This is a genomic window from Achromobacter sp. Root83, from assembly GCF_001428845.1.
Taxonomy (GTDB): Bacteria; Pseudomonadota; Gammaproteobacteria; order Burkholderiales; family Burkholderiaceae_B; genus Achromobacter.
This window is the reverse complement of record NZ_LMIU01000022.1, coordinates 546,409-567,403: the sequence shown is the minus strand read 5'-3', so window position 1 is coordinate 567,403 and position 20,995 is coordinate 546,409. Positions and strand designations below refer to the sequence as shown.

The window sequence follows — 20,995 nt, the reverse complement described above, 5'->3', positions numbered from 1 at the left end:
ATGGCTTATGCAACCGTCGTGTCCAACAAGCCCGCCGATCCGCAAGAGCCGATCGTCTACCGCGACATGCCCACGCCGCTGGGCGAGATGCGCCTGGTCGCCAGCCCCAAGGGCTTGCGCGGCGCCTGGTTCACCGATCAGGAACTGCTGCCGCCGGCAGAAGGCTGGACGCGCACGGAATCCGATCCCATTCTTGAACAGGCGCGCCGCGAACTGGACGAGTGGTTCGCCGGAACGCGCCGAACCTTCGACGTGGCGCTGGACCCCGTGGGCACTACCTTTCAGCACAGGGTCTGGCACGCGCTGTGCGCGCTGGATTTCGGCGTGCTGACCAGCTATGGCGAGCTGGCGCGTATCGTGGAGCGGCCCAAGGGCGCTCAGGCGGTGGGCGGCGCGGTTGGCCGCAATCCCATCAGCATCATCATTCCCTGCCACCGGGTGATCGGCGCCGATACTTCGTTGACCGGCTTTGGGGGCGGCCTGCCGCGCAAACAGGCGCTACTGGCGCACGAAGGCAACCGCTACCTGAGCCGCAACGCGCGCGCGCGCCGCGTTTGCGACGGCCAGACCGAACTGCCTTTGTAGGGTTTTATCCCTGACTACTGAGAAGCAATGCTGGGCAGGATGCCGATGCGGTCCGATACCAGCGGCACGGCATTCAATGCGCTTTGCCGGTCGGGATAGGGGCCGATCCTGACGCGGTACAGGTTGTTGGCCTGCTCGACGGATGCGGGCGGCGCGCCTTCGGCGCCTAGCTGCGTGTTGATGCGGCTGACCAGCGACTGCGCATTGGCGGGCTGGCTGAACGCACCCACCTGCAGATAGACGCTGCCGCCAGCGCCGGCCGGCATCTGGCGTACCGGTGCGGAGCCGGGCGCGGGAGCCGTGGGTGGGTCGGCCAAGAGCGCCACGGGCGCAGCGGCCACGGGCGCCAGGACAGGCGCGGATCCCGTCGCCGATGCCGGCTCCGGCTCAGACGCAGCGGGCGCGCCCTGCGAGGCCAGTCGGCGGATCTCATCTTGCGGTATGGCTTCCACGACGACCTGGCCACTGCCCGGACCGATGATGCCCAGCTTGTAGGCCGCGACATAGGACAGGTCCATGATCCGGTCGCTGTGGAAAGGGCCGCGGTCGTTCACGCGCACGATGACCGTCTTGCCGTTGACCATGCTGGTGACGCGCGCGTAGCTGGGAATCGGCAGCGTGGTGTGGGCGGCCGTCATGGCGTACATGTCGTAGGACTCGCCGATCGACGTGGAATTGCCATGGAATTTCTTGCCATACCAGGAGGCAGTGCCGCGCTTTTTGTACGGCTGGCCGCTGGTGTCGGGCACGTAACGCTGGCCGAAGACAACGTACGGACGGTTAGCGCCGCTGGCGTAGGGCTCGAGCCTGGGCACCGCATCCGGAACCTGATCCAGATTGGACGGAGGGTTGTCGTCCGGCCCGTCGTCCTTGTAGTAGCCCCCGCCTTTCTTGCGCCCGCCGGTGGAAGAGCAGCCCGCCACGGCAATGGCCAGCAGCAGAACGAGTAGCAGGTGTAGAGGGCGGGACAACGTCATGCGGATTCGTCGGGGAGTTGGGTGCGGTGGCGGACCAGCAGGGGGTCGTGGTCGGCAAAGCGCAGCGCCAGCTGCTCGACCACATAGACCGAACGGTGCTGGCCGCCGGTGCAGCCAATGGCCACCGTGAGGTAGTTGCGGGTGTCTTGCGTGTATTGCGGCAGCCAGCGGTTCAGGAAACCAGCGATGTCGTCGATCATCTGGCCCACTTGCTCGTACCCGGCCAGCCATGTGGCCACGGGTTCATCGCGCCCCGTCAGTGGGCGCAGGTTGCGGTCGTAGTGAGGGTTGGGCAGGCAGCGCACGTCGAACACCAGATCGGCGTCACCGGGCACGCCGCGCTTGTAGGCGAATGACTCGAAGGTCAGCACCAGCGGCGCGCGATCGGCCTTGATCAGGTCGCGGATCCAGGCGCGCAACTGGCCAGGGGTCAGGTCCGAGGTGTCGATGACATGTTCCTGCTCGCGCAGCGGCGCCAGCAGTTCGCGTTCCAGGGCGATGCAGTCGGCCAGCGACGGGGCCGTGCCGCCGCGTTGCAGGCGGTCGGTCAGCGGATGGCGGCGCCGGGATTCGGAATAGCGCTGCACCAGGGTTGCGGTGCTGGCGTCCAGGAAGACCACGCGCAGGCTGGTGCCCATCGCGCGCAGCGCGGTCACCACGTCGGGCAGTTCGGCCAGTTCGCCGGGGGACCGGACGTCGATGGCGACGGCGACCCGCTCCATGCCGTCATCGCGCGCATTGGCGATGAATTCGGTCAGGAACCGGACCGGAAGATTGTCGACGCAGGTGTAGCTGGCGTCCTCGAGCATGCGCAGAGCGACGGATTTGCCCGAGCCAGAAATACCGGTGACGAGGACGACTTTCAACATGGACATGATTGTGGCACGCTTTTCCAGGACGATGCCGGCGGGATAGCATCTGATATGGCCATAAACTCGGTATCTGCGCCTGTACCCCGTTGCGTGGCCTGGCGTAAGCTTGGGCCCGGATACTCAGCAGATTCACTTTACGCGCCCCGCCGTCATGCGATGCGGGGGATTGGAATTCGACCTAGATGTTAGCCCTCATTTCCTTTCGTAGTGTTTCACTGGCGTGGTTTCGGGCGATTCCGCGATGGTCAACTGCCGTGGCCCTGGTCTTCATGGCCTCGCCAGCACTGGCCCAGCAACCGCAAGAGACCTTGCGGCCCGACACCATGGCGGCACGCGTGGCGGCCTGTACGGCCTGTCACGGCGCGCAGGGCAAGGCGGGGGCCGACGGTTATTACCCGCGCCTGGCCGGCAAGCCCCAGGACTATCTTTATCACCAGCTTCTGAATTTTCGCGATGGCCGGCGGCAGTACCGGCCGATGACACATCTGCTGGCCGGCCTGCCGGATGACTACCTGCGCGAAATGGCCGCGCATTTTGCCGGACAGCACGTGCCCTACCCGGCGCCGGCGCGCGCGGACGTGTCCGCCGCCACGCTGGAGGCCGGGCGCAAGCTGGCCATGCAGGGCGACGCCGCGCGCGGCCTGCCCGCTTGCGCCTCCTGTCACGGCGCCGCCTTGGGCGGCATGCTTCCGGCCATCCCGGGCCTGCTGGGTCTGCCCCGAGACTACATCGGCGCGCAGATCGGCAGCTGGAAGAACGGCCTGCGCCGCGCCGCCGCGCCAGACTGCATGGCGGACATCTCCAACAAGCTCACCCCTACCGACATCGGCGCCCTGGCGGCGTGGCTGTCGTCGCAACCCGTCGCCGAATCCTATGCGCCCGACGCTGCGGATTCGGTCAGGCTGCCCGCGGAATGCGGCAGCCAGGCGCAACGGTAAGCGGGGGTCCGGATGAAACTCATGAAGAAAGTGCTATGCGTCCTGCTCCTGTTGGCGGCCGTGGTGGCGGGCAGCCTGTACTGGCTGGGTACGCGCGACGACGCCACCACAGGCCCTGCCGCGGAGGCGGCCGATGGCGCCACGTTGATCGAACGCGGACGCTACCTGGCGCTGGCCGGCAATTGCATGGCCTGCCACACCAGCCGCGGCGGCAAGGCGCTGGCGGGCGGCACGCCCATTCCCACCCCGTTCGGGACGGTCTACGGGCCCAATATCACGCCCGATGACAAGACCGGCATCGGCGCCTGGACCGCCGATGATTTCTGGCAGGCGCTGCATAACGGCAAGTCCAAGGACGGCACGCTGCTCTATCCGGCCTTTCCCTACACCGAATACACCCGCGTCACGCGGGCCGATTCCGACGCCCTGTTCGCCTACCTGCGCAGCGTCTCGCCCGTCAGCCAGCCCAACCGGCCGCCGGAACTGGAATTTCCCTACGATCAGCGGGTCCTGCTGGCCGCGTGGCGCGCGTTGTATTTCAAGCCGGGGGTGCAGGAACCCGACGCCGGCCAGTCGGTGCAATGGAATCGCGGCCGCTACCTGGTCGAAGGCCTGGGGCATTGCGCCGCCTGCCACACGCCGCGCAACAGCCTGGGCGCCACGCGCTCGGCCGACGCGCTGACCGGCGGTCTCATCCCGGTGCTGGACTGGTATGCCCCGCCGCTCACCAACGATATGCGGACGGGCATGGGACGCTGGACGGCGCAGGATATCGCCACGCTGCTCAAGACCGGCATCTCCAAGCACTCAACGGTCAGCGGGCCGATGGCCGAAGTCGTGCTGGGCAGCACGCAGCACCTGACCGACGAGGACGCGCTGGCGATCGGCGTCTATATCAAGTCGCTGCCCGCCACGCCGGCTACCGGTGACCGGCCGCCGGCCGGCGCCTCGGCTGCCGCCATGGAGCTGGGCGGCAAGCTCTACAGCCAGCAATGCGTGCAATGCCATCAGTCCAAAGGCGAGGGCAGCGGACCGGCATGGCCCGCGCTGGCCGGCAATCCCACCGTGACGGCGCCGTCGCCGGTAAACGCGATCCGCATGGTGCTCGATGGAGGCTATGCGCCCGCCACCAGCGCCAATCCCCGGCCGCACGGCATGCCGCCATTCGGACAGGTGCTCAATGACAATGACATCGCGATGCTGGTGACCTACATCCGTAATAGCTGGGGCAACGAAGCGGGCGGCGTGACGCCGCTGGACGTCAAGCGCGCGCGCGCCTCGTCGACGCTGAATTAGGGCCCGCGCGGCCCTTGCCAGGCGGGCCTAACCCGCCCGTGATGACTGGGAACAGGCCTTCCGCGCCAGTTCACCCAGTATGCGGACAGCGGCCTCGGTGCCGGCATCCCAGGGGTGTCCGTAATTCAGGCGTAGCGCGCGGCCGAATTGGCCGCTGGCTGAGAAGACAGGGCCAGGCGCCACGCTGATGCCGCGGGCCAGCGCTTCGCGGTGCAGCGCCAGCGCATCCGCGCCCGCGGGCAGTTCCAGCCACAGGAAGAAACCGCCTTGCGGCCGGGTCACCCGCGTGCCGGCGGGAAACTCATGCGCGATCGCATCGGCCATGCGTTCCTGCTGCGCCTGCAAGGTCTCGCGCAGCCGGCGCAGGTGGCGGTCATAGCCGCCCTGTTCCAGATACTCGGCGATCGCGCCCTGCGCGGGGCCGGACGCGGACAGCGTCGACGACAGCTTCAGGCGCTGGACGCGCTGCGCGTAGCGTCCCGCGCTGGCCCAGCCGATGCGGTAGCCCGGCGCCAGGCACTTTGAAAACGACGAACAATGCAGCACCAGCCCCTGCGTGTCGTAGGCCTTGGCCGGCACGGGCCGCGCCGATCCGAAGTACAGCTCTCCGTAGACGTCGTCCTCGATCAACGGAATGCCGTACCGGCCCAGAAGCTGGACAAGCTGGCGCTTTCTTTCGTCCGGCATCAGGCAGCCCAGCGGATTCTGGAACTGGGTCATCAGCCAGCACGCGCGGGGAGCGTGGCGTTCGATGGCCGCTTCCATCGCGTCAAGATCGATACCGGTGCGCGGGTGGGTAGGGACTTCCAGTGCCTTCAGGCCCAGTCTTTCCAGGGCCTGCAGGGCGCCGTAGAACGTGGGCGCCTCCACGATGACGGTATCGCCCGGCTGCGTGACCGCCTGCAGACAGAGGTTCAGCGCCTCGAGCGCGCCGTTGGTGACGACGATGTCGTTGGCGGGAAGATTGATGCCGCCGATCAGATAACGCAGCGCGATCTGCCTGCGCAGCCGGGGATTGCCCGGGGCCAGGTCTTCCACGGTGTCGCGCGGATCCTGGCGCTTGAGATGCGCGGCCATGGCCTGCGCCAGCCGGGGCAGCGGAAACAGCAAGGGGGAGGGGAACGCGGAACCCAGCGGAATGACGTCGCGGTTGCGCACCGAACCCAGGATGTCGAAGATCCGCTCGCTGATCGCGAGCTCGGTCGATTCGCCGTCCGGGCACGAGGCGCCGGGCTCGGGCGGCAGCGACTCCGCGGGCGCGTTGATGTAGTAGCCCGAGCGTGGCTGCGCGCGGATCAGGCCGCGCGCCTCGAGCAGATAGTAGGCCTGGAACACCGTGGAGGGGCTGACGCCCCGCGCCGCGCAAGCGTCGCGCACCGAGGGCAGCTTGTCGCCAGCGCGAAGAACGCCGGCCGCGATCGATGTGGCGATCTCGTCGGCCAGGGTCTCGTAAAGGCTCACGATGCCGCAGGGCGACGACGCGTTTTCATTTGCTGCTTTGGAGGATCGCCATGGCTTGGCGTTCCATGAATTCGCCCAGCGTATCGATGCCGCGCAGCTTGAGTATCGTGTTGCGCACGGCGGCCTCGACCAGCACCGCCAGGTTGCGGCCCGCAGCCACTTGCAGCATCACCTTGCGCACGGGCAGGCCCAGCATGTCCTGGGTGATGTCCTGCAATGGCAGACGTTCGAACTTGTCCTGCGCGGTGGCCCGCACCAGGTGCACGATGAGCTTGAGCCGCATCTTCCGGCGCACCGAGGTCTCGCCGAAGATGGTGCGGATGTCGAGCAGGCCCAGGCCGCGGACTTCCAGCAGGTTCTGCAGAAGCTGCGGACAGTGGCCTTCGATCATGTTGGGCGCGGTGCGCGAGAATTCCACGGCGTCGTCGGCCACCAGGCCGTGACCGCGCGAGATCAGTTCCAGCGCCAGTTCGCTCTTGCCCAGGCCCGATTCGCCGGTGATCAGCACGCCCAGTCCCAGCACGTCCAGGAAGACGCCGTGCACGGTGGTGGTGGGCGCGAGCTTCTTGCCCAGATAGATGCGCAGCAGGTCGATGAGCTGCGCGGCGGCTACCGGCGTGGACAGGAGCGGCACCTGGTGCTGGTCGCATTGGTCGATCAGGTCCTGAGGCGGGGTCAGGCCGTCCGCCAGCAGAATGGCGGGCACGCCGCCAATCAGCAGTTCGTCCATGTGGTGCATGCGGCGGCGCAGGTCGAAGCGCGTGTAGTACGCAAGCTCTTCCTGGCCGAACACCTGGATGCGGGACGGATGGATCAGGTTCAAGTGGCCGACGAGATCGGCGGCCGCCATGCCATCATCGGGGATCGCGCGGTCCGCGGCGCCTTGACCCGATATCCAGTTGAAAGGGATTTTGTCGGCGTTGTCGTCGACGAGTTCCTGCACCGTGAGCATGGCAGCGTTTCCGCGTGGGATCAGAGTTGGCCGGTGGTGAGCATCTTGTGGACGATGGCCGGATCGGGCTCCGTAGCCAGGGCCTCGCGCAATGCCTTGTTGGACATGAGCTGAGCGAGTTCGGCCAGGATGTCCAGGTGCTGCTGGGTTGCCGTTTCCGGCACCAGCAGGCACAGCAGCATCGACACGGGCTGTCCATCGGGGGCGTCGAAGGTGATGGGCTGGGCCAGGCGGATGAATGCCGCCAACGCCTGCTCCAGTCCTTTCACGCGGCCGTGCGGAACGGCCACGCCCTGCCCGAGGGCAGTCGAGCCCAGGCGTTCCCGGGCAAACAGGCTGTCGAACACGAGCGCGCGCGCCAGGCCATGGTTGTTTTCAAAAAGCAGGCCGGCTTGTTCGAACGCACGTTTCTTGCTCGTGGCGAGCATATCGAGCACGACGTTGCCGGCGGGGAGGATGCGCGACAAATGATTCATCGGATCATTATATGGTTATATGACGCACTGCAATAATTAGGCTCCGAGGCGGACCCGTAACGGGGCGCCAACGGAGCGGCAAGAGCGACAGCATAGACCGATAGCGCCCGATTGTGGGCATTCGCTGGCCGGGGGGCGGCCAGTGGCTGGCCAAACGGGGGGAATTGCGGGGCAACGCAGATCCGCCGGCAAAAACCGGGAATTAGGGGCAGATGGGGGATGGGGTGCTGCGGGAGGGAGTTTGCCGATGCCCCAACTGGACGCGAAGTCTAGCGGGACACCGGGACTTGGGCAGGATCCTAGGATCGCTGTATAGCTCGTCGCTCAGGGTGAGCGGTCATGAAGCGCGTTACTGCTGGGGTGGCGAAAGGCTCGCCGCTTGCCGCTTCACGGACTCCGCTGAGTGACTTCTCACCTTGTCCTTGTGCTTGATGACCTGACGGTCGACTTTGTCGGCAAGAAGGTCTATCGCTGCATAGAGGTTTTCATCGGTTGCTTCACAATGAATGTCTTTACCGCTTAGACGCATGGTGATTTCGGCTCTATGCCGCAGGGGCTCTACCGAGAGCATGACCTGGGTATCGATGACGTGATCGAAATGCCGCAGCACTCGCGCCAATTTGTTCATGACATATTCCCGGATTGCCGGGGTGACGTCGAGGTGACGACCGCAGATGCTCAGGTTCATAGTGTGCTCTCCTTCTAAAAGAGGAAAAAGGTTGCGCAAAAGGCGCGATGGATTCGTTAGGCGTTCTCCTTCAATAAGCAGGTTCGTTTAGTACTAGTGTATAGACTCGGGCCGATAAAACAAGCTGACCTAGCGCAAGAACATGGCATTTTTATGGCTGAACCCCTAGGGGGTAGGGAAGCCCCGTCCAAGGGGGCGCCTAAGGGTCTTCCCGAGCCACGGTTACATGCGGAAGTGTTCGCCCAGATAGACGCGGCGCACGGCGGGATCGCCCACGATTTCGTCGGGATGGCCGTCGGTCAGCACCTTGCCCTCGCTGATGATGTAGGCGCGGTCGCAGATGCCCAGCGTTTCGCGCACGTTGTGATCGGTGATCAGAACGCCGATGCCGCGGCCCTTCAGGAAGCGCACGATGCGCTGGATCTCGATGACGGCGATGGGATCCACGCCGGCGAAGGGTTCGTCCAGCAAGATGAAGCGCGGGCTGGTGGCCAGCGCGCGCGCGATTTCCACGCGGCGGCGTTCGCCGCCCGACAGCGAAATCGCGGCATTGCTGCGGATGTGGCCGATCTGCAGCTCTTCGAGCAGCGATTCCATCTGCTCGTTGATCCGGGGCGTGGACAAGGGACGGCCATCCGGCCCAAGCTGCAGTTCCAGCACGGCGCGGATGTTCTGCTCGACCGTCAGGCGCCTGAACACCGAGGCATCCTGGGGCAGGTACGACAGGCCCATGCGCGCGCGCTTGTGGATCGGCATCGCGGTGATGACGGCGCCATCGATCTCGATGCGGCCGGCGTCCGCGGGCACCAGGCCCACGATCATGTAGAAGCTGGTGGTCTTGCCCGCGCCGTTGGGGCCCAGCAGGCCGACGACTTCGCCGCTGACCACGGACAGGGACACGTCCTGCACCACGGTCCGGCCGTTATAGGTTTTGCGCAATCCGGTTGCGCGCAGGCTGCCCTGCTTGACGCCCGAAGGGGCGGAGGTCACGGGTGTCGGCACTGAGGGTTGGTTCATCGTGGCTGCGAGTGGTGTTGCATGGGAAGCGCTTCAGCGCCCTTTCTTGGCTGCCTGCTGCTTGCGGCATTCGGCGACGGCTGCGTCCGCCTTGGCGCGCGGTTCGGCCACGGAACGTACCCGTCCCCCCGCCGCGGCGGAGTTGGGGCCGCCCTGGGCTTCGTAGGTGCCGGTCTTCTCGTTGTAGCGTACCCGTTCGCCCCGAATGGTATCGAAGGGTTTCCCACAGACGTAACGGACCACCACGGCCTGGCCGATCAGGTCGAAAGTGCTCTTGGTGCCGTCGTATTCGGCGCGCAGGCCCTTGCCCTCGATGAGTTCGAAGGTGTCGGGGCGTTCCTGGCGGATGGTGACGACCTTGCCCTTGTCGGCGGTGGCCGTGCCGTACTGGTTGCCCTGCGCGTCCTCGGTCATTTGCAGCGTGTCGGAGGACAGCGTCATGAGGCCGCGCGTTAGATTGACGTTGCCCGTGAAGACGCTTTGCTTCTTGATGTCGTCGTAGTGCAGGGTGTCCGACAGGATCAGCGTGCTGGGCTCTTCGGCCGGCGCTGCCGCCTTCGGGGCCGGGTCCGCCGCATAAGCCGGCGCAAGGGCCGAGGCCGTCAACAGAACGGCGCCGATCAGGCGAGTCGTCGGGGCAAGGAGAATCCGGAGGTCGGTCATGGTTTCTTCTGGTCAGTGTTGTTGGCTGGAATTTCGGTGCGGCGCTGCTGTTTGCCTTCCGAACCGGAAATTTCCACATCGGTCGATGCCGAAACCTGCAATTGGCGCGTTCTGTTGTTGTAGTGCATGCCCTTGCCCGTCATGCGCGAGCGGCCCTTCAGGACCACCGCGGGCAGGTCGGTGAAGACGACGTCGTCGTCGGGCAGGATGATCAGTTGCTGGCTGCGCACGTCCAGCATGTCGTTGTCGGCGTCGGGTTGGCGCAGCACGTGGGCGTCGCCGTCCATGACGATGCGCTTGCCGCCTTGCTCCATGACGGCCGTCTTGGACACGGCGACCGTAACGGGATTGGTTTCGCGTTGGCCGACGGCCCGGGGCGCGGTGATGTGATACGAATCGTCGTCGGGGAAATGCTCGGCGTACTCACCTTCGAGCCGGTTGATGGGCTTGCCGGTCGGGTCGGTGCGCAGCATGACGAAATTGCGGGACCACGCGTCCATTTCATGCGTGATGCGGCGCGGCGGGTCCACCTGGATGGCCCGCTGCGCGTAATCGGCCGCCCACCACGAGCTGGAAACCAGCACCAGCAGCAGGAACAGCGCGATCAATGAGGGAAAACGTTCTTTCATCAGGTTCGCCGCAAGGGCGTATTCGTTGACGGGGCGATCATTGGATGGCGCCGGGGCCTAGCAGCCCGGGCGCCGCCAGGAACGCGCCCAGGCGTCCCTGGGCGGCCAGCAGGAGGTCGCAGCATTCGCGCACGGCGCCGCTGCCGCCGGGGTGGGCAGAGACCCAGTGCGCCGCCTGGCTGACGTAGCCGGGCGCATTTGGCACGCTGGCCGCGAAGCCCGCGCGCTGCATGGCCGGCAGGTCGATGATGTCATCGCCCATGTAACCGGTCTGGTTCAGTTGGACACCGGTGCGCTGCGCAAGTTCTGCCAAAGCGCCACCTTTGTCGCGCACGCCCTGGATGACCTCGGCGATGCCCAGTTCGGCGGCGCGCCGCGCGACGATGGGGCCGGATCGGCCCGTCATCAGCGCCACCTTCAGTCCGCCCTCCATCAGCAGCCGCAGCCCGTGGCCGTCCAGCGCGTTGAAGCGCTTTTGCAGTTCACCGCTTTCGCCGTAATAGAGGCTGCCGTCGGTAAGAACGCCGTCCACGTCGAACACCATCAGGCGCACGGCGGCGGCGCGTTCGCGCACGGTCGAAGGGATACGGGCAAGCACCAGCGCGTCGGCCGGGTGAGTCACGGAAGCAGGAAGAGTCATAGTCATACCACTTTAGCGGCCATCAGATCATGCATATGCAAGGCGCCGAGCAGTGCGCCGTCATTGTCCATCACCAGCATGTGATTGAGCCGTTGCTCGTCCATCTGCCGGGCGGCCTCGACGGCGAGCGCGTCGGGATTGATGCTGCGCGGGGACCGCGTCATGCCGGATTCGACTGTCAGGCTGCGGATATCGCCGTGCCGCGCGATCAGGCGGCGCAGGTCGCCGTCGGTGAATATACCCAGGGGCCGGTGCTGCGCGTCTGTCACGACAGTCATGCCCATGCCCTTGGCCGACATGACTTCCAGCGCTTGCGACACCGGGGTCCCGGTCAGGACGATAGGCAGCGCGTCGCCCTGGCGCATGACGTCGCGCACGTGGGTCAGCAGCCGGCGGCCAAGCGCTCCGCCCGGGTGGGAACGGGCGAAATCCTGCGGGCCGAAGCCGCGCGCTTCCAGACAGGCGACGGCCAGGGCGTCGCCCAGGGCCAGGGCCGCCGTGGTGCTGGCGGTGGGCGCCAGGTTCAGCGGGCAGGCCTCTTGGGCCACGCTGGCGTCCAGGTGGATGTCCGCCTGCTGGGCCAGTTCCGAATGCGGATTGCCGGTAATGGCGACCAGCCCCGCGCCCATGCGGCGGACCACCGGCAGGATGGTCAGCAGTTCGGTGCCGGAGCCGGAATAGGAGATGGCGATGAGCACGTCGTCCCGGGTGATCATGCCCAGATCGCCGTGGACGGCCTCGGCGGCATGAACGAAGAAAGCGGGGGTGCCGGTCGAGGCCAGCGTCGCGGCGATCTTGCGGGCGATGTGCCCCGTCTTGCCGATGCCGCTCACGACCACCCGGCCGCGGCATGCCAGCAGCAGATCCACGACCCGCTCGAAGCTGTCGTCCAGCCGGGCGGACAGGTCGAGCAGGCCCTGGCTTTCGATTCGCAGCGTTCTGCGCGCAGATGCCAGCGCGGTGCCGGACGTTGTGGTGGGATGGTCAGTCATGCAGGGATTTTAATATCAGTGTGCTAGTTTGCCCCGGGCAGGGGGGTATGGCATGCTGGCGGGTCATTCAACGGCTTTCAAACTTTCCTTCCAGGCCCGCTCCATGTCCAGCATTCCCAGCCCCGTCCTTGGCACGCCACTGTCCCCCCTGGCTACCCGCGTCATGTTGCTCGGGTCCGGGGAACTGGGCAAAGAGGTCATCATTGCCCTGCAACGGCTGGGCGTGGAAGTGATCGCGGTGGACCGGTATGCGGACGCCCCGGGCCACCAGGTGGCGCATCGGGCGCATGTGGTCTCCATGACGGACCCGCAGGCCCTGCGAAAAATCATCGAACAAGAGCGGCCGCACGTTATTGTCCCCGAAATCGAGGCCATTGCCACCAGTTTGCTGGTGGAACTGGAAGCGGCGGGCGTGGCGCGGGTGACGCCGACGGCTCGCGCGGCCCAACTGACCATGAACCGCGAGGGCATCCGGCGCCTGGCGGCCGAAACCCTCGGGCTGCCGACTTCGCCCTACTGTTTTGTCGACACCGAGGACGAACTGCGCCAGGCCATCGACGGCGGCATTGGCTATCCCTGCGTCATCAAGCCGGTCATGTCTTCGTCGGGCAAGGGCCAATCCGTGATCAAAAGCGCCGACGATCTGGTCTCTGCCTGGCGCTACGCCCAGGAAGGCGGCCGGGTGGGCGGCGGGCGCGCCATTGTCGAAGGATTCATCCGCTTCGACTACGAGATCACCCTGCTGACCGTGCGCGCCCGGGGCGCCGACGGCCAGGTCGAAACCCGCTACTGCGAACCCATCGGCCACAAACAGGTCGATGGCGACTACGTAGAAAGCTGGCAGCCGCACCCGATGTCGCCCGCCGCGCTGGAGCGCGCCCGCGAGATCGCGCTGGCCGTCACGTCCGACCTGGGCGGGCTGGGCATCTTCGGCGTCGAGCTCTTCGTGGCCGGCGATCAGGTCTGGTTCTCGGAAGTCAGCCCGCGTCCGCACGACACCGGCATGGTCACCATGATCACCCAGACGCAGAACGAATTCGAACTGCACGCCCGCGCCCTGCTGGGGCTGCCGGTGGACACCACCCTGCGCCAAGCCGGGGCCAGCAGTGTCATCTATGGCGGCGTTGAATGCGCCGCGGTCTCTTTCCACAATGTGGCCGAAGCCCTGGCCGAGCCGGGCACGGACATTCGGCTTTTCGGCAAGCCGGAATCCTTCGTCAAGCGCCGCATGGGCGTGGGCCTGGCGGTGGCCGAGGACGTCGCCGCCGCGCGCGCCAAGGCCAAGCGCGTGTCCGCTGCCGTGACCGTCAAGGCAGGCTGACGGCCGTCCCGGAATCCGTTCCCGAATCCCTTCCCGCGATCGCGGGCGGACCGTCCGCGGGCTGACCCGCAAGTTTTTTCCCCAAGAATCGCCACCGACCTCCGGGCCGGTGGCGATTTTTATTTCCCAGCCATCCTGACAAAAATGCCTGCCGGGGCAGCCAGCCGCCGTGAGCGGGGGTTTTTTGTTGCGTGATTGTCACGTCCGGCCGGTATTTTGCGCTGTCGACCCGCGCAATCGCTTCCGCTTGCGCTTTCGCCCCTGCTGCCAGTGAGGTTTGCGCTTTCTCAGTGTTTGTTCGATAATTTCAGTAATTTCTGAAAGCGGAGTAACTGCTTGTGTCTTGCAGTGCACCTCGCAGTTTCCTTGGCTGACTGACCCCCATGGCGCTATCCCCGCAAAACGAACGCTTCGTCCTGCACTTCGGTGAAATGGGCAGCCGTTGGGGCGTGAACCGCACCGTCGGCCAGATCTACGCCTTGCTGTTCCTGGCGCCGCAGCCCCTGAACGCGGACGACATTGCCGAAGCCCTGGGCTTTTCGCGCTCGAACGTCAGCCTTGGCCTGAAAGAGCTGCAGTCCTGGCGCCTGGTCAAGCTGATTCACCAGGTAGGCGACCGCCGCGATTATTTCGAGACTCCGAAGGACGTGTGGGAAATCTTCCGCATCCTGATGGAAGAAAAGCGCAAGCGCGAGATCGATCCCACGCTCACCCTGTTGCGCGACACGCTGCTCGAGGCGCCGGCCGGCCCCGACGAGGCCTACGCGCAACAACGCATGACCGAAATGCTGGAGCTCATCGAACTGTCCACCGGATGGTTCGATGAGGTTCAACGACTGCCGCCAGAAACCTTGCAGAGCCTGATGAAAATGGGTTCGAAAGTGCAGAAGGTGCTGGGTTTCGCCGGCAAATTGCGAGGCAAGGGCTGACATGTTCCGCCTCGATCTTTTCAGGAAACCTCTATGAAGTCGTATGCAACGCCCCTAACATGGCGCGAGAGACGGCCTGGGAACCATGCCGGTTGCCACGGCACTTCAACGCTTTGGGAGCTGCCCAATGATTGATCTCGACGTCGTGAACCTGTCGCGATTCCAGTTCGCCGCGACTGTTCTCTATCACTTCCTGTTCGTTCCTCTCACGCTTGGCCTGTCGTTCATCCTGGCCATCATGGAAAGCGTGTACGTGATGACGGGGCGCCCCATCTGGAAGCGGATGACCATATTCTGGGGCACGCTCTTCGGCATCAACTTCGCCCTGGGCGTTGCCACCGGCGTGGTGATGGAATTCCAGTTCGGCATGAACTGGTCCTATTACAGCCACTACGTCGGCGACGTCTTCGGCGCGCCGCTGGCGCTCGAAGGGCTGATGGCCTTCTTCCTGGAAGCCACCTTCGTCGGCCTGTTCTTCTTCGGCTGGAACCGCATGTCGAAGGTCAGCCATCTGGCCGTGACCTGGCTGGTGGCGTTCGGCACCAACTTCTCGGCGCTGTGGATCCTGATCGCCAACGGCTGGATGCAGAATCCGGTCGGCTCGATCTTCAATCCCGACACCATGCGCATGGAGATGACGGACTTCGCCGCGGTGATCTTCAACCCCGTGGCCCAGGCCAAGTTCGTGCATACGGTCAGCGCCGGCTACGTGACAGGCGCCATGTTCGTCATGTCGATCAGCGCCTGGTATCTGCTGAAAGGCCGTCACACCGATCTGGCCAAGCGCTCCATGGCAGTGGCGGCCAGCTTCGGCCTGGCCGGCGCGCTGTCCGTCGTGGTGCTGGGCGACGAAAGCGGTTACCTCACCACTGAACACCAGAAGATGAAGATCGCGGCCATCGAGTCCATGTGGCACACCGAGCCCCCGCCCGCGTCCTTCAACCTGATCGCGATTCCCAACCAGGCAGAGCGCAGAAACGACTTCGCGCTGGAGATTCCCTATGTAATGGGCATCATCGGCACGCGTTCGCTGACGACGCCGCTGCTGGGCATCAACGACCTGATCCTGCGCGCCGAGAATCGTATCCGCGACGGCATGGTGGCCTACGAGGCCCTGCAAAAGATCCGCGCCAACCCGAAGGACGTGGATGCGCGCATGGTGTTCGACAAGACCTGGCCGGACCTGGGCTATGCCCTGCTGGTCAAGCGCCACCAGACCGACATGAGCAAGGTCACCGAGGCCGACATCAAGCAGGCCGCGATCGACACCGTGCCCACCGTGGCGCCGCTGTTCTGGGCGTTCCGCATCATGGTGGCGGTGGGCATGTACCTGATCCTGTTCTTCGGCGTCGCCTTCTGGCTGGCATCGCGCGGGCGCCTGGACAGCCGGCGCGGCCTGCTCAAGGTGGCTGTATGGAGCCTGCCCCTGCCATGGATTGCCATTGAAAGCGGCTGGTTCGTGGCCGAATACGGCCGCCAGCCCTGGGTGATCGAAGGCGTGCTGCCCACGTACTACGCGGCATCGGGCCTGACCATGACCGACCTGGTCATCAGTCTTTCGATCTACCTGGTGCTGTACACGGTGCTGCTGATCATCGGCGTGAAGGTGATGCTGCATGCCATCAAGGCCGGACCGAAATCCGATGGGCCGGCGCCGGGCGACGTTGCCGCCGATCCAGTGCGCGCCGCCGTGCGCGCTTAAGGAGAGACGCAGATGGATACCCTTATTCCTTTCGACTACGGCACGTTGCGCGTGGTGTGGTGGGTGCTGCTGGGCGTCCTGCTCATCGGCTTTGCCGTCATGGACGGCTTTGACCTGGGCGTCGCCGCGCTGTTGCCGGTGGTCGCCAAGACCGACGCCGAACGGCGGGTGGTGATCAACGTGGTGGGGCCGGTCTGGGAGGGCAACCAGGTCTGGCTCATCACAGCGGGCGGCGCCATCTTCGCCGCATGGCCCCTGCTGTATGCCGCGTCGTTCTCCGGGTTCTACCTGGCGATGATGCTCGTCCTGGTCGCGTTGATCCTGCGTCCGGTGGGGTTCAAGTACCGAAGCAAGATGGAAGGCACGCGCTGGCGTAACAGTTGGGATGGCGTGCTGTGCTTTTCGGGCGTAGTGGCTTCGCTGGTGTTCGGCGTGGCCATGGGCAACATCATCCTGGGCGTGCCCTTCACCTTCGACCCCCAGACGCTGCGGCCCATGTATGAAGGGCATTTCTTCCAGCTTTTCATGCCATTCGCGTTGCTGGCGGGCGTGCTCAGCGTGGCGATGCTGGCCATGCACGGCGCCGTCCTGCTGGCGTGGCGCACGGAAGATCCCATTTCGTCGCGGGCGCGCAACTGGGGGCGGCTCTCCGCCGTGCTGACCGCTGCGTTGTTCGCGGCGGGGGGGTTCTGGGTAGCGGGCGGCGTCGGCGGCCACACGATCACCAGCGTGGTGGACGTGGCGGCTCCATCCGATCCGATGCTCAAGACGGTGGCGGTGCAGACCGGCGCGTGGATGGCCAACTACGCGAAGTGGCCGTTGATGTGGATCGCGCCGGCGCTGGGCGTGGCGGGTGCCTTGCTGGCGGCCCTGCTGCTGACGGTGCGCGCGAACATGCTGGCGTTCCTGTCGTCCGCGGCGTCGATCACAGGCGTGATCCTGACGGTGGGCTTTTCGCTGTTCCCGTTCATCATGCCCTCGTCGACGAATCCGAAGGCGGGCCTGACCATCTGGGACGGATCTTCCAGCCATCTGACACTGTGGATCATGGTCATCGCGGTCGCCATCTTCCTGCCCATCGTGACGGTCTACACCGGTTGGGTATATCGCGTCATGCGCGGCAAGGTCACCCACGACTCGGTGGGCGACACGCCCAATTCATACTAATCAAGGAGCCTCCACCATGTGGTATTTCTCGTGGATACTCGGCCTGGGCCTGGCGTGTGCGTTCGCCATCCTCAATGCAATGTGGTTCGAGCTGCGCGAGGGTCAGTCCCATGACCCGCGCGCCAGCCGCGGCGACGAGTGAGCAGCGGCGCCAGCAGCCTCGAGCACGATCCGTCGGCAACCCTCCAGAAGCCGCCGCGCGAACAGTCGCGGTGGTTGATGGCGCTTGCCAAAGAGGCGCGTTATCCGCTGATCCTGGCGGGCGCCGCGCCCCTGGTCAGCGGCGCCTTGCTGGTCGTGCAGGCATGGCTGCTTGCCAGCGTGCTGGATTCGGCGATCGTCGGCCAAATACCCCGGCAGGAACTGCTGGGCGGCATTCTGGGTATCGCGGGGTTGATGCTGCTGCGCGCCTGCATCGGCTGGGCAGGTGAGCGCGCGGGCGCGGACGCTTCCGAACGCATCAAGCGTCATGTGCGCCAGTCTTTGTTCCAGCGGCTCGTGAACAAGGGGCCTCACTGGAGCCGGGGAAAGGCGTCGGGCGAACTGGCCAGCGCCGTGGTGGACCAGGTGGAAGCGCTGGACGGCTTCTTTGCCAAATACCTGCCTGCGATGGCCGCTGCCGCGATGCTGCCGGTCGCCTTCTCGGTGCTGTTATTTCCGGTGGACGTGATCGCCGGCCTGGTGCTGCTGATCACGGCGCCCTTGATTCCGCTGTTCATGGCCCTGGTGGGATGGGGCGCGCAAGGCGCCAGCCGCCGCCACCTGCGCGCCTTCGCCCGCTTGTCGGGATTCTTCGCCGACCGGCTGCGCGGGCTCTCCACCCTGAAGCTCTATGGCCGCGCGCAGGCCGAAGCCGCATCCGTCGTGGCCGCCAGCGATGCGCTGCGTCAGCGCACGATGTCGGTGCTGCGCATTGCCTTCCTGTCATCCGCCATTTTGGAGTTCTTCGCGGCGCTGGGCGTGGCGGGGGTGGCGGTTTATATCGGCCTGACCTATCTGGGCTTCCTGGATCTGCGCTGGACGCCGCTGACCTTGCAGGCCGGCCTGTTCTGTCTGCTGATGGCGCCGGAGGTCTATGCGCCGCTGCGCCAGTTCGCGGCGCACTATCACGATCGGGCCACGGCGCTTGCCGCCGTCACGCAGATCGCGGTGCTGTTCGACGGCCTTCCGCAAGAAGCCGCCGAACAGGCGGCAGAACAGACGACCCAACAGACGACCCAACAGACGACCCAACAGACGACCCAACAGGCAACCCAACAGGGCAGGGCGCGAGCGCACGCGGGAAAGAGCGCCGGCATCGCCATCACCGCCCTGCGCGTGGATGCGCCCGGACGCAACCAGGCGGTGCTGGAGGATGCATCGTTGATACTGTCGCCCGGGGAGCATGTGGCGCTGATGGGCCCGAGCGGTATCGGAAAAACGACGCTGATCGAAGCCATGGCGCGATTGCGCCCCGCCGATGGCGACATCCGCATCGACGGCGTGCCGCTCGCCGAATGGAGCGAGCCCGCGCTGCGGCAGCGGGTCGCGCTGATCGGCCAGAGGCCTCAATTGCTGGCGGGTTCGATCGCCGACAACATCCGTCTGGGCCGTCCCGATGCCTCGGACGAACAGGTCCAGGACGCGGCCAGGCGCGCCTGCGTGCTGGAGTTCTCGGCCTTGCTGCCGCAGGGGCTGGATACGCCGCTGGGCAGCCGGGGCCACGGCCTGTCCGGCGGGCAGGCGCAGCGCGTGGCGCTGGCCCGGCTGTTCCTGCGCGATCCGGGCCTGATCCTGCTCGACGAGCCCACGGCGCATCTGGACGAAGCCACGCAGGCCCGGGTGCTGGACGCCATCCTGGAATTTTCCCAGGGCCGCAGCTTGCTGCTGGCGACGCATGCGCCCGCCGTTGCCGCCCGGTTTGGCCGGGTCGTGCGCGTGGCGCGTGGCAATCTGGAAGAAGCATGAAGAACCTGTTGCTGCTCCTGCCGCTCTATGCGCGCCGAAAAAGCGGGCTTTTGCTCGCATTGTTCTGTGCGCTGGCGACGGTTGCCGCCGGCGTCGGGCTGCTGGGCGTGTCCGGCTGGTTCCTGACCGGCGCGGCGCTGGCCGGCGCGGGGAGCGTCTTCAACCTGTTCGCGCCTTCCGCGCTGGTGCGCGGGCTTTCTTTCCTGCGGATCGTGTCGCGCTACGCGGATAGGGTGGTCGGGCATTCCGCGACCCTGCGCCTGCTGGCCGATCTGCGCGCCACGGTGTTCTCGGCGTTGATCCGGCTGACGCCGCGTCAACTCGCGCGTTATCGCAGCGGTGACCTGGTCGCGCGCATGACGGGCGACGTCGATGCGCTCGACACGGTTTTTCTCTTTGTGCTGGCGCCGCTGGCGACCGCCATCCTGGCGGGCGCGGTGCTGACCGCCGTGCTGGGGCAATGGGTGCCCGCCGCCGCGCTGGTGTTCGCGCTGGCCCTGCTGACGGCCTGCGTGGCGGTGCCCTTCTGGCTATTGCGCGCGGCGCGCAAGCCGGGCGCCGCCGCCCAGGAAAGCGCGGCGGGCTTGCGCGCCGCCACGCTGGACGCGGTGGATGGTCACGCGGACATGGCCGCCTTGCATGCGCAGGCGCAGACCCTGGCGCATTTCGAACGCCTGTGCGAGGCCAGCGCGCTGGCGCGCCGCAGCCAGGCGCGGGTGGCGGTAAGAGGGCAGTGGTTCCTCCAAGTCGCCGCGGGGCTGGCCGTGCTGGCAATGCTGTGGTTCGGCCTGGCCAGGCTCGAGACCGGCCATATGACGGGGCCGGTGCTGGCCGGCCTGCTGCTGGCGGTCATCGGCATCTTCGAGGTGGCCGGGCCGATCATGCGCGGCGCGTCCCGAATGGGATCCGCGATGTCGGCTGCCGCGCGCATCCGCGAGGTGACGCAATGCGGACCCGACATGCAGGATCCGGCGACGCCCCGCGCGTTGCCCCGCAGCGGAGTGCTGGAAATGGAGCGCGTCCACTTCTCGTATCCCGCCCGTACCGCGGACGGCAGCCCGCTGGTGCTGGATGACATCAGCCTGCGGGTCGAGCCCGGCGAACGGATCGCGATCGTCGGCACCAGCGGGGCGGGCAAGTCCACCTTGCTGCACCTGCTTCTGCGCCTGGAAGATCCGCAGGCGGGGCACGTGCGGTTTGGCGGGTGCGATGCGCGCGAATGCGCGCAGGCCGATTGGCACCGCCGCATCGCCCTGCTATCGCAGGATGCGCCGATGTTCCTGGGCACCTTGCGCACCAATCTGCTGATCGGCGATCCCGACGCCAGCGATGCCGCGTTGTGGGCGGCCCTGGACGCGGCCAGGTTGGGCGATTTCGTGCGCGGCCTGCCCGACGGACTGGATACCTGGGCGGGCGAAACCGGGTCGCGGTTGTCGGCGGGGCAAGCGCGCCGCCTGTGCCTGGCGCGGGCGCTGCTGGCGCCGGCGGCCATCATCGTGCTCGACGAGCCCACCTCGGGGCTGGACGCCGAGGCCGAGGCGGCGTTCTTCGCGGACCTGGCCGGCGCGGTGCGGGGACGCACGGTGGTGCTGGCGACCCACGCGGCCTTGCCCGAGGGCGCAGTCCATCGTTGCCTTGCATTGCGCGGCGGACGGCTGCATGACTTGTCATCGCAGCCCGCGATCCTGGCTTAAGCGCGGTTGCAAGGTTATAGTTCGCCTTGCTTCAATTCTTCAGGGCCGT

At 66.2% G+C, this 20,995-nt stretch carries 21 protein-coding genes; 10 read left to right on the top strand and 11 right to left on the bottom strand.

Translation table 11 applies throughout. The features are described 5' to 3' along the window. Positions 1-585 carry a methylated-DNA--[protein]-cysteine S-methyltransferase gene (locus tag ASE30_RS18390; RefSeq protein WP_057285700.1) on the top strand — a complete coding sequence of 195 codons (585 nt, stop codon included), beginning with the start codon at positions 1-3 and terminating at the stop codon, positions 583-585. 14 nt (positions 586-599) lie between these two features. Here ASE30_RS18390 and ASE30_RS18385 read toward each other — a convergent pair whose 3' ends face one another. Both ASE30_RS18385 and rapZ read right to left on the bottom strand, forming a co-directional pair. Then, on the bottom strand, positions 600-1,562 hold the full coding sequence (locus ASE30_RS18385) for a septal ring lytic transglycosylase RlpA family protein (RefSeq protein WP_057285699.1): 963 nt from the start codon (positions 1,560-1,562) through the stop codon (positions 600-602). Further along, a complete protein-coding gene (gene rapZ, locus ASE30_RS18380; RefSeq protein WP_057285935.1) occupies positions 1,559-2,431 on the bottom strand; it encodes an RNase adapter RapZ in 873 nt (290 codons plus the stop codon). The genes ASE30_RS18385 and rapZ overlap by 4 nt, the downstream gene beginning before the upstream one ends. A 185-nt stretch (positions 2,432-2,616) precedes the next feature. Between rapZ and ASE30_RS18375 the strand changes: the two genes are divergently transcribed. Continuing rightward, positions 2,617-3,372 (top strand): c-type cytochrome, encoded by a 756-nt coding sequence (locus tag ASE30_RS18375; protein WP_156407699.1) that lies wholly within the window; start codon positions 2,617-2,619, stop codon positions 3,370-3,372. 12 nt (positions 3,373-3,384) lie between these two features. After that, positions 3,385-4,668 (top strand): cytochrome c, encoded by a 1,284-nt coding sequence (locus ASE30_RS18370; RefSeq protein ID WP_057285698.1) that lies wholly within the window; start codon positions 3,385-3,387, stop codon positions 4,666-4,668. A 27-nt stretch (positions 4,669-4,695) separates the two neighbouring features. Here ASE30_RS18370 and ASE30_RS18365 read toward each other — a convergent pair whose 3' ends face one another. From ASE30_RS18365 to ASE30_RS18325, 9 genes are all read right to left on the bottom strand, one after another. Beyond that, positions 4,696-6,129 (bottom strand): PLP-dependent aminotransferase family protein, encoded by a 1,434-nt coding sequence (locus tag ASE30_RS18365; protein WP_057285697.1) that lies wholly within the window; start codon positions 6,127-6,129, stop codon positions 4,696-4,698. A 25-nt stretch (positions 6,130-6,154) separates the two neighbouring features. Beyond that, on the bottom strand, positions 6,155-7,081 hold the full coding sequence (gene hprK / locus ASE30_RS18360) for an HPr(Ser) kinase/phosphatase (RefSeq protein WP_008166849.1): 927 nt from the start codon (positions 7,079-7,081) through the stop codon (positions 6,155-6,157). 20 nt (positions 7,082-7,101) lie between these two features. Beyond that, positions 7,102-7,557, bottom strand: a complete 456-nt coding sequence (locus tag ASE30_RS18355; protein WP_057285696.1) for a PTS sugar transporter subunit IIA — start codon at positions 7,555-7,557, stop codon at positions 7,102-7,104. 349 nt (positions 7,558-7,906) lie between these two features. Continuing rightward, positions 7,907-8,245, bottom strand: coding sequence for a ribosome hibernation-promoting factor, HPF/YfiA family (hpf, locus tag ASE30_RS18350; RefSeq protein WP_006216296.1), 339 nt, complete (start codon positions 8,243-8,245; stop codon positions 7,907-7,909). Between the two features lie 222 nt (positions 8,246-8,467). After that, the gene (gene lptB, locus ASE30_RS18345; protein ID WP_057285695.1) at positions 8,468-9,262 is read right to left on the bottom strand and encodes an LPS export ABC transporter ATP-binding protein; all 795 of its coding nucleotides are present in this window, start codon (positions 9,260-9,262) and stop codon (positions 8,468-8,470) included. Positions 9,263-9,295: 33 nt separating this feature from the next. Further along, positions 9,296-9,925, bottom strand: a complete 630-nt coding sequence (lptA, locus tag ASE30_RS18340; protein WP_057285694.1) for a lipopolysaccharide transport periplasmic protein LptA — start codon at positions 9,923-9,925, stop codon at positions 9,296-9,298. Further along, positions 9,922-10,554, bottom strand: coding sequence for an LPS export ABC transporter periplasmic protein LptC (lptC, locus tag ASE30_RS18335; RefSeq protein ID WP_057285693.1), 633 nt, complete (start codon positions 10,552-10,554; stop codon positions 9,922-9,924). Before lptC ends, lptA begins: the two co-directional genes overlap by 4 nt. A gap of 37 nt (positions 10,555-10,591) precedes the next feature. Then, complete coding sequence (locus ASE30_RS18330) at positions 10,592-11,200, bottom strand: HAD family hydrolase (RefSeq protein ID WP_082601629.1); 609 nt, start codon at positions 11,198-11,200, stop codon at positions 10,592-10,594. Next, entirely contained in the window at positions 11,197-12,186 is a 990-nt protein-coding gene (locus ASE30_RS18325; protein ID WP_057285691.1) for an SIS domain-containing protein, read from the bottom strand. The genes ASE30_RS18330 and ASE30_RS18325 overlap by 4 nt, the downstream gene beginning before the upstream one ends. 103 nt (positions 12,187-12,289) lie before the next feature. On the opposite strand from ASE30_RS18325, the gene purT reads away from it, so the two are divergent. The 7 genes from purT to cydC all read left to right on the top strand — a co-directional run bounded on the left by purT (position 12,290) and on the right by cydC (position 20,946). Next, positions 12,290-13,507, top strand: a complete 1,218-nt coding sequence (gene purT, locus ASE30_RS18320) for a formate-dependent phosphoribosylglycinamide formyltransferase (RefSeq protein ID WP_057285933.1) — start codon at positions 12,290-12,292, stop codon at positions 13,505-13,507. Between the two features lie 383 nt (positions 13,508-13,890). Then, positions 13,891-14,436, top strand: a complete 546-nt coding sequence (locus ASE30_RS18315; protein ID WP_057285690.1) for a GbsR/MarR family transcriptional regulator — start codon at positions 13,891-13,893, stop codon at positions 14,434-14,436. 127 nt (positions 14,437-14,563) lie between these two features. Next, entirely contained in the window at positions 14,564-16,138 is a 1,575-nt protein-coding gene (locus ASE30_RS18310; RefSeq protein WP_057285689.1) for a cytochrome ubiquinol oxidase subunit I, read from the top strand. A 12-nt stretch (positions 16,139-16,150) separates the two neighbouring features. Then, positions 16,151-17,305: a cytochrome d ubiquinol oxidase subunit II gene (gene cydB, locus ASE30_RS18305; RefSeq protein WP_057285688.1), complete on the top strand. Its 1,155-nt coding sequence runs from the start codon at positions 16,151-16,153 to the stop codon at positions 17,303-17,305. A 16-nt stretch (positions 17,306-17,321) separates the two neighbouring features. Then, the gene (cydX, locus tag ASE30_RS18300; protein WP_056560232.1) at positions 17,322-17,447 is read left to right on the top strand and encodes a cytochrome bd-I oxidase subunit CydX; all 126 of its coding nucleotides are present in this window, start codon (positions 17,322-17,324) and stop codon (positions 17,445-17,447) included. Further along, a complete protein-coding gene (cydD, locus tag ASE30_RS18295; RefSeq protein WP_057285687.1) occupies positions 17,444-19,252 on the top strand; it encodes a thiol reductant ABC exporter subunit CydD in 1,809 nt (602 codons plus the stop codon). The genes cydX and cydD overlap by 4 nt, the downstream gene beginning before the upstream one ends. Then, on the top strand, positions 19,249-20,946 hold the full coding sequence (gene cydC / locus ASE30_RS18290; protein WP_057285686.1) for a thiol reductant ABC exporter subunit CydC: 1,698 nt from the start codon (positions 19,249-19,251) through the stop codon (positions 20,944-20,946). Before cydD ends, cydC begins: the two co-directional genes overlap by 4 nt. Positions 20,947-20,995: the final 49 nt, after the last annotated feature.